This is a genomic window from Acidovorax sp. NB1 (assembly GCF_005405905.1).
Taxonomy (GTDB): Bacteria; Pseudomonadota; Gammaproteobacteria; order Burkholderiales; family Burkholderiaceae_C; genus Acidovorax.
On record NZ_BJHU01000021.1, the window covers coordinates 80,217 to 92,849 of the forward strand.

Annotated in this window: 11 protein-coding genes; 3 read left to right on the forward strand and 8 right to left on the reverse strand. The window is 65.4% G+C overall.

Annotated elements, in window-relative coordinates; all coding sequences use genetic code 11:
- Positions 1-31 precede the first annotated feature (31 nt).
- From urtD to urtA, 4 genes are all read right to left on the reverse strand, one after another.
- On the reverse strand, positions 32-907 hold the full coding sequence (urtD, locus tag AvAM_RS08655) for an urea ABC transporter ATP-binding protein UrtD (RefSeq protein WP_137746679.1): 876 nt from the start codon (positions 905-907) through the stop codon (positions 32-34).
- Positions 904-2,040 carry an urea ABC transporter permease subunit UrtC gene (urtC, locus tag AvAM_RS08660; protein WP_137746680.1) on the reverse strand — a complete coding sequence of 379 codons (1,137 nt, stop codon included), beginning with the start codon at positions 2,038-2,040 and terminating at the stop codon, positions 904-906. Before urtC ends, urtD begins: the two co-directional genes overlap by 4 nt.
- Positions 2,041-2,060: 20 nt before the next feature.
- The gene (gene urtB / locus AvAM_RS08665; RefSeq protein WP_137746681.1) at positions 2,061-3,635 is read right to left on the reverse strand and encodes an urea ABC transporter permease subunit UrtB; all 1,575 of its coding nucleotides are present in this window, start codon (positions 3,633-3,635) and stop codon (positions 2,061-2,063) included.
- 94 nt (positions 3,636-3,729) lie between these two features.
- Positions 3,730-4,992, reverse strand: coding sequence for an urea ABC transporter substrate-binding protein (gene urtA, locus AvAM_RS08670; protein WP_137746682.1), 1,263 nt, complete (start codon positions 4,990-4,992; stop codon positions 3,730-3,732).
- A 362-nt stretch (positions 4,993-5,354) separates the two neighbouring features.
- Between urtA and AvAM_RS08675 the strand changes: the two genes are divergently transcribed.
- Together AvAM_RS08675 and AvAM_RS08680 are read left to right on the forward strand one after the other, a co-directional pair.
- Positions 5,355-7,625, forward strand: coding sequence for a xanthine dehydrogenase family protein molybdopterin-binding subunit (locus AvAM_RS08675; protein ID WP_137746683.1), 2,271 nt, complete (start codon positions 5,355-5,357; stop codon positions 7,623-7,625).
- A 28-nt stretch (positions 7,626-7,653) separates the two neighbouring features.
- A complete protein-coding gene (locus tag AvAM_RS08680) occupies positions 7,654-8,118 on the forward strand; it encodes a (2Fe-2S)-binding protein (RefSeq protein WP_137746684.1) in 465 nt (154 codons plus the stop codon).
- A gap of 9 nt (positions 8,119-8,127) precedes the next feature.
- On the opposite strand, the gene AvAM_RS08685 is transcribed toward AvAM_RS08680, so the two are convergent.
- Both AvAM_RS08685 and AvAM_RS08690 read right to left on the reverse strand, forming a co-directional pair.
- A complete protein-coding gene (locus AvAM_RS08685; RefSeq protein WP_137746685.1) occupies positions 8,128-9,168 on the reverse strand; it encodes a sensor domain-containing diguanylate cyclase in 1,041 nt (346 codons plus the stop codon).
- Positions 9,169-9,245: 77 nt separating this feature from the next.
- Positions 9,246-10,430, reverse strand: a complete 1,185-nt coding sequence (locus AvAM_RS08690; protein WP_137746686.1) for a DUF917 family protein — start codon at positions 10,428-10,430, stop codon at positions 9,246-9,248.
- A 193-nt stretch (positions 10,431-10,623) separates the two neighbouring features.
- Here AvAM_RS08690 and AvAM_RS08695 point away from each other — a divergent pair, with 193 nt between their 5' ends.
- The gene (locus AvAM_RS08695; RefSeq protein WP_137746687.1) at positions 10,624-11,310 is read left to right on the forward strand and encodes a DUF3334 family protein; all 687 of its coding nucleotides are present in this window, start codon (positions 10,624-10,626) and stop codon (positions 11,308-11,310) included.
- Positions 11,311-11,364: 54 nt separating this feature from the next.
- Here the strand turns inward: AvAM_RS08695 and AvAM_RS08700 are convergent, their stop codons facing one another.
- Entirely contained in the window at positions 11,365-11,559 is a 195-nt protein-coding gene (locus AvAM_RS08700; RefSeq protein ID WP_137746688.1) for a hypothetical protein, read from the reverse strand.
- Positions 11,560-11,565: 6 nt separating this feature from the next.
- The gene (locus tag AvAM_RS08705) at positions 11,566-12,633 is read right to left on the reverse strand and encodes a response regulator (RefSeq protein WP_137747078.1); all 1,068 of its coding nucleotides are present in this window, start codon (positions 12,631-12,633) and stop codon (positions 11,566-11,568) included.

The following is a 12,633-nucleotide window of genomic DNA, read 5'->3' on the forward strand; positions in this document are numbered from 1 at the left end:
ATTTCATAAGAGCCAGGGCCAAAAACCACCATCACCGCCCCAGATAAACCTCAATCACCCGCTCATCCGCCTGCACCTGGTCGAGCGTGCCCTCCGCCAACACCGAGCCATCGCACAACACCGTCACCTTCTCAGAAATCGTGCGGATAAACCCCATGTCATGCTCCACCACCATCAGCGAATGCTTTCCCTTCAAAGTCAGGAACAGCTCCGCCGTACGGGCAGTTTCTTCATCCGTCATGCCCGCCACCGGCTCGTCCAGCAACAGCAGCTTCGGGTCCTGCATCAGCAACATCCCAATCTCCAGCCACTGCTTTTGCCCATGGCTCAGATTGCCGGATTGCCGCGTGACGCTGTCGGCCAAATGAATGGTGTGCAGGATCTCCGCCAGCCTGTCCGACTGCGCGGAGTCGAGCCGGAAGAACATGCTCGACTTCACGCCCTTGTGCGTCTTGAGGGCCAGCTCCAGGTTCTCGAACACGCTGAGCTGCTCGAACACCGTGGGCTTCTGGAACTTGCGGCCGATGCCCAAGCTCGCGATCTCGGGCTCGTTGTGGCGCAGCAGGTCAATCGTGGAGCCGAAGAACACCGTGCCTTTGTCGGGCCGCGTCTTGCCCGTGATGATGTCCATCATCGTCGTCTTGCCCGCGCCATTGGGGCCGATGATGCAGCGCAGCTCGCCGGGCGCGATATCCAGGCTCAGGCCGTTGATGGCCTTGAAGCCATCAAAACTCACATGCACGTCTTCCAGGTACAGGATGCGGCCGTGGGTCACATCCACCTCGCCGGGCACGGCGATGCGCGAAAAACCGGCAGCGCGTCCGCCCGATTCGGTCTGGCCCAGTGCGGCAGGCGCCAGCGTCTTCTGCAAACGCCGCGCGCCTTCTTCCATCAGGTCAGGCGTCATTGCGCGGCTCCCTTTTTGTTGTTGCCATCTTTCAACTTCTTGACCAATCCCACCACCCCGTTGGGCAAGAACAGCGTGACGGCGATGAACAGCGCACCGAGGAAGTACAGCCAGAACTCCGGCGCCGTCACCGTGAGCCAGCTCTTGGCCCCGTTGACGATGAACGCCCCCACGATGGGCCCGATGAGCGTGGCGCGCCCGCCCACCGCTGCCCACACGGCGATCTCGATGGAGTTGGCGGCACTCATCTCGCCCGGGTTGATGATGCCGACCTGCGGCACGTACAAAGCGCCCGCCACGCCGCACATCATGGCGCTGATGGTCCAGATGGTGAGCTTGTAAGGCAGCGGCGAGTAGCCCGAGAACATGACGCGGCTCTCGGCATCGCGCACGGCCTGCAGCACGCGGCCGAACTTGCTGCGCACCAGCCAGCGCGCGAGCAGGAAGAAGCCCAGCAGTGCCAGCCCCGTCAGCACAAAGAGCAGCATGCGCATGTTCTGTGTGGCAATCGGCGTACCCAGAATGCGCTTGAAGTCGGTGAACCCGTTGTTGCCGCCAAAACCGGTTTCGTTGCGGAAGAACAGCAGCATGGCTGCATAGGTCATGGCCTGCGTGATGATGGAGAAGTACACGCCCTTGATGCGTGAGCGGAAGGCAAAGTAGCCGAACACAAACGCAATCACGCCGGGCACCGCCACGATGAGGATCAGCGTGGCAACGAAGCTGTCGGACAGCGCCCAGTGCCAGGGCAGCTCCTTCCAGTCGAGGAACACCATGAAGTCCGGCAGGTCGCTTTTGTAGTTGCCGTCGCGGCCAATCTGGCGCATGAGGTACATGCCCATCACGTAGCCGCCCAGCGCAAAGAACAGGCCGTGGCCCAGGCTCAGGATGCCGGTGTAGCCCCAGATCAGGTCCATGGCCAGCGCGCAGATGGCGTAGCACATGATCTTGCCAAGCAGCGCCACGGCGTAGTCCGACAGGTGGAACACGCTGCCTGCTGGCACCCACAGGTTGAGCACGGGAGCGACGGCGCACACCACGATGAGCGCCACGATGAAGGCCGACCAACCGCCGCGCGTGAGCAGCGGCGCGGGTGCGGGCAGTTGGATGTTGGGAGAGGTTGGCGTAGTCATGATCTGTCGTCTCTGGTGCTTCAATCGGCCGTACGCCCTTTGACCGCGAAGATGCCCTGGGGCCGCTTCTGGATGAAGATGATGATGAACACCAGCACCGCAATCTTGGCCAGCACCGCGCCCGCCCAGCCTTCGAGGAACTTGTTCAAAATGCCCAGGCCCAGCGCGGCATACACCGTGCCCGCCAGCTGGCCCACGCCGCCCAGCACCACGACCATGAAGGCATCCACGATGTAGCTCTGGCCCAGGTCTGGCCCCACATTGCCCACCTGGCTCAGCGCGCAACCGGCCAGGCCCGCAATGCCCGAGCCCAGCGCAAACGCCATGGTGTCAATGCGCGCGGTGTTCACGCCCATGCAAGAGGCAATGGGGCGGTTTTGCGTCACGCCACGCACGAACAAGCCCAGGCGCGTGCGCGCAATCAGGTAGCCCATGCCCAGCAGCACCGCAATGGCAAAGCCGATGATGACAAGGCGGTTGTAGGGCAGCGTGAGGTTGGAGAGCACCTGAACACCACCGCTCATCCACGCAGGGTTTTCCACGCCCACGTTCTGCGCGCCAAATATCGTGCGCACCAGCTGCATCAGCACCAGGCTGATGCCCCAGGTGGCGAGCAGTGTCTCCAGCGGGCGGCCATACAAGAAGCGCAGCACGCCGCGCTCCAGCACCGCGCCCACGGCGGCCGATGCGCCAAACGCCAGCGGCAGCGCTGCGACCAAATACCAGTCGAACGCGCCCGGGAAATACTTTTGGAAGATGCCCTGCACCACATAGGTGGCGTAGGCGCCGATCATCATCAGCTCGCCGTGGGCCATGTTGATCACGCCCATCAGGCCGTAGGTGATGGCCAGGCCCAGGGCGACGAGCAGCAGGATGGAGCCCAGGCTGATGCCCGAGAACGCAGCCCCCAGGCGCTCGCCCCAGGCCAGTTGGCCTTCCATGGCGCGCAGGGCGGCCTGCAGCGCAGCCTTGACCTTGGGGTCTTCTTCGACCGTCACGCGTTCGTTGAGCAGCAGCCGCGTATCAGGTGTGGCGCTGAGCGACAGTGCCTGCGCCGCAGCAATGCGCTGCGCGGCATCATCGCTGCCCAGCAAGGTGGCGGCGCGCGCCAGCTGCAGCTGGGTCTTGATCTTGTCGCTGGTTTCCTGCGCCAAAGCCTTGTCGAGCAGGGGCAGACGGCCTGCATCGGGCTCCTTGGTCAGCGCCTTGGCAGCGGCCATGCGTTGGGCTTCGTCCTTGCCAAACAGCGCCAGGCCCGCCAGGGCCGTGTCGATCTCGCCGCGCATGCGGTTGTTGTTGATGATGTCTTCGGCATCCGCAGGCAGCGACACCTCGGTGCCGGTGACGGGGTCGATGCCCTTGTCGTCCCGCACGATCAGGGCCTTGCCCCCGGCGACCTTCACCGCGTCATCGGCCAGCGCCTGCAGGAAGGCGGCCGTGCGCTCGCTGGGCTCCACCACGGCTTGCTGCACAGCGGCCACACGGTCGTCGGTGTCGCCAGCGGCCATGGCCAGGGCCTGCTCGGCGGTGAGTGCATGGGCGCTACCGGCCATCAGCAGCAGGCTGGCACCCAAGGCCAGTAAACATCGCAACATAGAAGCATCCAATGGGCCCGCAGCGGTTTGCGGGCAGATCACACAAAGAAAAAGGAGGGCACGCGCCCTCCTTTCTCGGGCACTGCAAGAGTGCTTACTTCTTCTCGGGTTCGTCTTTTTTCTTGTCGTTGCCTTCGATGTACGGGCTCCATGGCTTGGCCTTCACAGGACCAGGGGTCTTCCACACCACGTTGAACTGGCCATCGGCCTTGATCTCGCCGATGAACACGCTCTTGTGCAGGTGGTGGTTCTTCTCGTCCATCTTGCTCACGATGCCCGAGGGCGCCTTGAAGGTCTGGCCGGCCATGGCGGCGATCACCTTGTCCACGTCGGTGCTCTTGGCCTTTTCAACCGCTTGCTTCCACATGTTGATGCCGATGTAGGTAGCTTCCATCGGGTCGTTGGTGAGCGGCTTGTCTTTGTGGCCGGCAATGCCCTTGGCCTTGGCGTAGTCGCTCCACTTCTTGATGAAGGCGGTGTTGTCGGGGCTCTTGATGGACTGGAAGTAGTTCCATGCGGCCAGGTGGCCCACCAGCGGCTTGGTGTCCACGCCGCGCAGTTCCTCTTCGCCCACGCTGAATGCGACCACGGGCACGTCCTTGGCCTTCAGGCCCGCGTTGCCCAGTTCCTTGTAGAAGGGCACGTTGGAGTCACCGTTGATGGTGGACACCACGGCCGTCTTGCCGCCCTGGCTGAACTTCTTGATGTCGGCCACGATGGTCTGGTAGTCAGAGTGACCAAACGGCGTGTACTTCTCGTCGATGTCGGAATCCTTCACGCCCTTGCTCTTGAGGTAGGCGCGCAGGATCTTGTTGGTGGTGCGGGGGTAGACGTAGTCGGTGCCCAGCAGCACCCAGCGCTTGGCGCTGCCGCCGTCCTTGCTCATCAGGTAGTCCACCGCAGGGATGGCTTGCTGGTTGGGCGCGGCGCCGGTGTAGAACACGTTCTTGGACAGCTCTTCACCTTCGTACTGCACGGGGTAGAACAGCAGGCCGTTCATTTCTTCCACGACGGGCAGCACCGACTTGCGGCTCACGCTGGTCCAGCAGCCGAAGATGACCGAGACCTTGTCCTGGCCCAGCAGCTGCTTGGTCTTTTCAGCGAACAGGGGCCAGTTGGAGGCCGGGTCCACCACCACGGGTTCGAGCTTCTTGCCCAGCACGCCGCCCTTGGCATTGATCTCGTCGATCGCCATGAGCACGGTGTCTTTCAGCACGGTCTCAGAGATGGCCATGGTGCCCGACAGGCTGTGCAGGATGCCGACCTTGATGGTCTCCTGCGCGTGGGCTGGCAGTGCAGACAGGCCAGCGAGCGTAGCGACGGCCGCGAGGGCCTTGAGGGAATAACGACGTTGCATGTGTGCTTCTCCGGTGGTGGTTTCAATCAGGGAATCAATCAAACCGCTTCGCCCGGCAGGCCCCGGTGTGGAGCCGCATTGGATCGGGCGATGGAATGGATTCTGGAGAGCGGGGCCCGTTGGCGAAATACGCCGGGTGGCGTACACGGGGGCAGCGCCGTTGCAGGGTGCGGGCCGCCGCGGCCGCCTGTGTCGGGTAGGCGAAACGCTATGCATTTAATAGCTATTAGGGCATACCCAATGCGCGGAAACGGCCAAAAATAGTCAAAATCTTCGGCAACCACAGAGCCCTGCGGGAAATGCCCGGCCCCTCTACGATGGCGACCACAGCCACCCCCGCTCAGCCACAAAGGATCGAACCCATGGTGAAACGACGCACAGTGCTGCTTGGCGGCGCCGCAACAGCCGGCGCGCTGGTCATTGGCTGGGGGGTGATGCCGCCACGCCAGCGCCTGCACCCCGCAGACCCCGTGCCCGCCGCGCCGGGCCAGGCCTCGCTCAATGGCTGGCTGAAGGTGGGCACCGACAACACCGTGACGGTGATGATGGCCAAGTCCGAAATGGGCCAGGGCACCCACACCGGCCTGGCCGCCATCCTGGCCGAAGAGCTGGACGCCGACTGGGCCCAGGTGCGGCTGGAGATGGCGCCCATCGACGACATCTACAACAACCTGGCCACCGTGGTGGACGGCCTGCCCTTCCACCCCGACAACGACGGATCGATGAAGGCCGTGGCGGGCTGGCTCACGGCCAAGACCATGCGCGAGGTGGGCGTGATGATGACGGGCGGATCGAGCAGCATCAAGGACCTGTGGCTGCCCATGCGCGAAGCCGGGGCCCATGCGCGCGCCATGTTGATCCGCGCCGCCGCCGCGCAGTGGAAGGTGCAGGCCGCAGAGTGCACGGCCAACGCAGGCTGGGTGGAGCATGCCGCAGGCCAGCGTGCCAAGTTTGGCGAACTGGCCGCGCTGGCGGCACAACAGCCCATGCCGGGCAAGGTGGCGCTGAAGGAGCCCGCGCAGTTCAAGCTGATCGGCAAACCCCTCACGCGCATCGAGGCAGCCAGCAAGCTCGACGGCAGCGCCGTGTTCGGCATCGACGCCAACCCGCCCGGCCTGCTGCACGCCAGTGTGGTGATGTGCCCCACGCGTGGCGGCAAGGTGGCCCGGTTTGATGCGGCTGCCGCGCAGAAGCTGCCTGGCGTGAAACACGTGCTGGCCGTGGCGCCCTACCACGGCGGCACCGGCGGTGTGGCCGTGATTGCCGACACGCCCTGGCACGCCAAGAAGGCAGCGGCCGCCGTCTCCGTGGAATGGGACCACGGCCCCGCCGCCACGCTGTCGAGCGAGGCCGTGATGACGCGGCTGGCCCAGGCGCTGGACGAAGCCAAGGGCTTTGGCTACCACAGCGCGGGCGATGTGGACCAGGCCATGCAGGGCGCGGCCAGCAACATCACTGCCGACTACCGCGCGCCCTATCTGGCGCACGCGGCGCTGGAGCCCATCAACTGCACAGTGCAGGTCAAGGACGGCGCAGCCCAGGTGTGGACATCGACCCAGGTGCCGGGCTTGGCGCGCATGGCGGCGGCCAAGGCGCTGGGCATCGATGAAGAAAAAGTGACCGTGCACCAGCTGTTGCTGGGGGGCGGCTTTGGGCGGCGGCTGGAGGTGGACTATGTGGCTCAGGCTGCTGCCATTGCCCAGGCCGCAGGCGGTGCGCCCGTGCAGACGCTGTGGAGCCGCGAGCAGGACACGCAGCACGACTTCTATCGCCCGGCCTGCATGGCGCGCTTCAAGGCGGGGTTTGACGCCCAGGGGCAGCTGCTGGCGTGGCACAACCTGTCGGTGGGCCAGGCCATCGTGCCGCAGGTGCTGGCCCGCACCTTCGGGCTACCCGGCGCGGGGCCGGACAAGACAGCATCGGAGGGCGCCTTCGACCAGCCCTATGAATGGCCCCATGCGCGCATCGCGCACGAGATCATCGACCTGCCGCTGCCCGTGGGCTTCTGGCGCTCGGTGGGGCATTCACACCAGGCGTTCTTCAAAGAGAGTTTTGTGGACGAAGCAGCGCATGCGGCCAAGAAGGACCCCGTGGCCTTCCGCGCCGCGCTGCTGCAAAAGCACCCGCGCCACCTCAAGGTGCTGCAAAAGGCAGCCGAGCTGGCGGGCTGGGGCCAGCCCTTGCAGCCTGATGCGTCGGGCATTCAACGGGCGCGCGGCGTAGCGCTGCACCAGTCATTTGGCTCCATCGTGGCGCAGGTGGCCGAGGTGTCGGTGGGGGCGGACAAGGCCATCCGCGTGCACCGCGTGGTGTGTGTGATCGACTGCGGCGCGGCCATCAACCCCAACCTGATCGTGCAGCAGATGGAAAGTGCGGTGGTGTTCGGCCTCACGGCGGCACTCTATGGCGAGGTCACGCTGAAAGACGGGCAGGTGCAGCAAAGCAATTTTCACGACCTGCCACTGCTGCGCATGGCCGACTGCCCGAAGGTGGAGGCCCACATCATCGACAGCGCCGAGCCCCCCGAAGGCGTGGGCGAGCCCGGCGTGCCGCCGATAGCCCCGGCGGTGGCCAATGCCCTGTTTGCCCTGACCGGCCAGCGCCTGCGCGCCCTGCCGCTGAAGCTGGCCTGAGAACCCGTTTGCGAATCAAGGAACGACGATGACCACCACCCTGCGCATCAACGGCAAAGCCGTCTCCGTCACCGCCGAGCCCGACACCCCGCTGCTGTGGGTGCTGCGTGGCGAGCTGCACATGAACGGCACCAAGTTTGGCTGCGGCATGGCGCTGTGCGGTGCCTGCACCGTGCACCTGAACGGCGAGCCCGTGCGCGCCTGCATCACGCCGCTGGCGGCTGTGGGCACTGCCGATGTGACCACCATCGAAGGCCTGCAGGGCCCCGAGGCCACGGCCCTGCGCGCCGCATGGACGGCGGTGGATGTGGCCCAGTGCGGCTACTGCCAGAGCGGGCAACTGATGTCGGCCTGCGCACTGCTCAAGAAAACCCCCAAGCCCAGCGATGCCGACATTGACGCGGCGATGGGTGGCAACGCGTGCCGCTGCGGCACGTACCCGCGCATCCGGGCGGCCATCCACCAGGCCGCCCAGGCACCGCGCCAGGGCTAGAAATCTGTCCTAGATTCCCTCGCCCAGGTCCAGCTGCGTAGGTACAGCCATGCTGCCGTCATCGGTCTGCGCATCAGCGACGTACACGGCGTTGCGCCCTGTGCCCTTGGCCTGGTAAAGGGCCTTGTCGGCACGGTTCACGAGTTCTTCAAAGTCGAGCCCCGAGCCCTTGTGCAGGGTGGCCACCCCGATGCTGACGGTGACTGCCACGTCCTGCCCCGCATCGCCTACCGCCACCCGCAGCGCCTCAACGTCCTGGCGCAGCGTTTCGGCCACGCGCAGCGCGCTCGGGCCGTCGGTTTCGGGCAGCACGATGACAAACTCCTCGCCGCCAAACCGCGCCACGATGTCCACACCACTGCGCTTGCGCGCCCCGCAGGCCTGGGCCACGGCGCAGATCACGCGGTCTCCCGCGAGGTGGCCGAAGGCGTCGTTGACGGACTTGAACAGGTCGATGTCCACCACCAGCAGCGACAGCGGGTGGCCAAAACGCTCGGTGCGCTTGTACTCCTTGGCGCCCAGCTCCATCAGCGTGCGGCGGTTCGACAGGCCGGTGAGCGAGTCGTTGGCGGCCAGCCGCTCCAGCGCGGTGTTGAGCTGCTGCAGCAGGCGGTTCTGTTCGGTGAGCTGCTGGTTGATGTGCGCGATCTCGGTCTCGCGGCACTTGCGGTCGTGAATGTTGAAGGTGACGCCGATCAAGCGCTTGCCCGGCGTGTCGCTGTGGCCATCCATGATGCGGCCGTAGTTGGCAAACCAGACCCACTCGCCGCTCTTGGAGCGCAGCCGGAACTCGCAGCGGTACTGCGGCGTGACACCCGTCAGGTGGTCGGCCACGGCCTGGCGCACGGTGTCGATGTCGTCGGGGTGGAACAGGCCATAGATGTCCTGCACGCCCGAGACGATTTCCTCCTCGGTGAACCCCAGCTCCTCGAAGGTCTTGGTGGCCTTGCGCGTGACGTTCCCGGTGATGAGATCGTTCTCCCACAGGTCCAGCCCGGCAGCCTCCAGGGCCAGTTCCAGCCGCTCCTTGTTCAGGTCTACTTCACCCATACCCGTGGCCATTTTTCACAGCGTTCCGTTTCTCTCAGGTGTCTTGCGCCAGGTGCCGGGCTTCCATCTTCCAACACTCAGGCCGGGGGCATGCCGCCCGCGTAGCCGATGTTGCGCAGCAGCGCGGCAAACGATGCCACCACGCCGGGGGTCTTGTAGAGCTGAGGCGCCGTCTGCACGGCAATCACGCTCACATGGTTGCCAGTGCTGCGGCCGGTGGCGGCATCGAAATACTGGGCCAGGTCGTCGCTCGCGTTCGAGAACCCGCGCCCGGTGCTCTCGGAGTAGTAGCAGATCGAGTCGGGCGCAATGATGTCGGGGGTGGTGCTCGCCGCCGAATACATGATCAGGTTCTCGTTGAGGTTGTAGAGGTAGTGCGTTTCGGTGCTCTGGGCGGGGTCCGGCGCATTGTCCAGCCGGATGATGCCCGAGTCCAGCGACGCACTCGACGTGGACTGGGTGACCGAGGTGATGTAGAAGTTGGTGAGCACGGCACGCGCGGCACGGCCGGTGATCTCCTGTATGGATGCTGCCACCGCCGAGGTGCCGAGCGGCGTGACGGCCTGCAGCATCTGCAGGCCCAGCTGGCGCGCCTGCTCCAGCGTGCCGGGGATGTAGCTGCCCGACAACGCGAACTGGTTGCTGGCGTTCGAGGGCCACATCGCAATGCCCGAATACCCGCCAAAACCGCCCACCACCCCGCCCGCCAGAGACTCGATGCCCGACGCCGTGGCGGAGCCCAGCACCGCATATTCCGCCGCCACGAGCGTGGGCGCATCGCTGGCCAGCGCGGCGGGGCTGGGCGCCGGCCCTGACGGGGCGGTGAAAGTGGTCTGGGGCAGCTCAGGCACGGCGCGGCCCGCGCCATCGCCGTTCACCACCCAGATGCTGCCGCCTGACATGGCGGCGCCGATCAGCGGCACCAGCGAATTGATGGGCCCGATCTCCACCGGAATGAAGGCGCCCGGCGCCATGCCCGTGTAAGCCTGCATCACGGCCACGGTGTTGCTGATGGAGTTCTGCACCGCCGTGAGGGTGAGGTTGTCAGCCGCGTCGGGCGAGCCCATGATGGCCAGCACACAGGCGTTGGTGGCACCGTCGTAGTCCTGCACCTGCACCGAGCCGGTGAAGCCTTGGTCTGCCAGCTGCTGCACGATGGCGCAGGCGTCGTGGTAGCTGCCGCCACCACCGCTGGCCAGCACGGCCGCCCCGGTGGCAATCGCCTGGAAATCAGTCAACCCATAGAAATAGACATTGCCCATGAGGCGCCCTCTCTCTTCATATTGTTGGTGGGAGCACGATACGCAAGCCGGGTCGAAAGTCAATTGGCGTTGTACTGGTCCACCGAACCGGGTGGCGGCGCACGCCACGGCAGGGCCAACACTCTGGTTTCCGGGGGCGTCATCGCCTATGCTGTGCACCAAGTCGTTTTCTGGCCGACAGCCACACCACACCATGAGCATTCCCGAAAAATCCTCCGTCTACGGCACCGAAGACCTCTTGATCAGCCTGTGCAACTCCGTCACCCGCGTGCTGGGCGTGGCCACCCACAGCCAGATCCACTACTCCGGCATGGTGCAGCGCATCAGCAAAACCTGCCTGCGGCCCGAAATCGGCTGTTTTGTGCTGTTCGATGGCGGTTTCTCGGGCCTGGTGATCATCAACTTCAGCGGCCAGGCGGCCATGGAGCTGTATGCCAACTACCTGCTGAACATGGGCATGTCCAAGGATGACCTGGTCAGTTCCTACACCTCGGACGAGGTCAGCAACGTGATGGGCGAGCTGATGAACCAGGTGGTGGGCGACTTCACCGGCAAGGTGCGGCGCGAGCTGCAGACCCACATCACCCAGAACCAGCCCAAGATGCTGGTGCTGAACAAGCAGGTGCAGCTGAGCGTGGATGCCAACCTCGACAAGCCCGAGGCCCGGCGCGTGACCTTCTACACCGCCAACAACAATATCTTCTACCTGGAGCTGGCGATTGACCGCACCGAATTCATCAAGCTCTACGACTTCGAGGCCCAGGAAGCACCAGACCCCGACGCCCTGATGGCCCAGTCGCAGGAAGGCCCTGCCGTGCCCGCTCCCCCACCCGCCGGGCAGGACGACACCGACGCGCTGTTGAAGTCGCTGGGGATGTAAGGGGGTGGCCGCGCCAGGGGCGCTGCCTATTCAAAAAAGATAGCTAAAAACCCTTTACCAGCGCGCGCAGACGGCCAAAAAGCCCTCAAAACCGCAGAAGGTGCGAATGAATTCGGCGTGCCCGAGCAGGCCGCCAAAATGCGCCCGATCTAGGCGCAAAGCGCAGCCATAGCGCGGGCTATGGCGAGCATTGGCAACGACGAGCAGGTGTGTTTTGGCGGGATGAGCGGGCATGGCGGGTTCGTTCACACCTTCTCAGCCCTCAAACTGCGGGTGCAGCTGGCGGATGCGGTTCATGGCCATGCCCGCCGCCGCCGTGCGTGTTTCCACGCCCAGCTTGGCGAAGACGCGCTCCAGATGTTTCTTCACCGTGGCAGGGCTGGCTCCCAGGATGTCGCCGATGTCGCGGTTGATCTTGCCCTTGACCACCCAGTACAGCACCTCAGCCTCGCGCGCGGTCAGCTTGAACGACAGGCTCATGGATTCGATGATCTTCGCGTCCGACACCTCGCGCATCACGATGAGCCAGTCGCCCCCGCCTGCGCTGTCACCCGCCTGCTGGTGCAGGCGGAAAGTGAGGCGGCGCGCGCCCTGCTCCACCGCCAGACGCGGTGGTTCAGCCAGCGACGCGGCCAGCAGTTCTGCGGCGTTGTCGGCCAGCACATGGCGGCGCAGCCAGGCCTGCACCGGCTCGGGTGCCCACTGGCCGAAGGCGGTGGGTGCGCCGTCCGGCCCCACCTCTCCAAAGTAGCTCTGCAGCAGCTCGCGCGCGAGCGGGGTCTGCCACACGATGCGGCCATCCACCGCGCGCACGGTGATGCTGGCATAGCCGAAGGCATCGAGCGCGTTGCGTGCCTCGCGGGCCTGGCGCGCGTCCTGCCGGGCCTTGCGGGCCGCGCCCAGGTGCACGCCCATGCGGGCCATCACCTCGCGCGGCTTGATGGGCTTGGTGACGTAGTCCACGCCGCCCGCCTCCAGCGCGGCCACCAGGTGTTCGGTCTCGGTCAGGCCCGTCATGAAGATGATGGGGATGTGCGCCGTGGCGGGCGACGCCTTGAGGCGCCGCGCGACCTCGAAGCCGTCCATGCCGGGCATCATGGCGTCGAGCAGCACGATGTCGGGCAGCGCCTGTGCGGCGCGCTGCAGCGCGGCTTCGCCGTGCATGGCGACCAGCACGGTGTAGCCTGATTCGTCGAGCGCGTCGTGCAGCACGGCCAGGTTGTCAGGCACGTCGTCCACGATCAGCACCACGTCGCTGTCGCTGCGGTCCAGTGCGGCCAGCGCGGGGGTTGCTGCGTTGGAGGGTGGCAAGGTCGCGGTCAT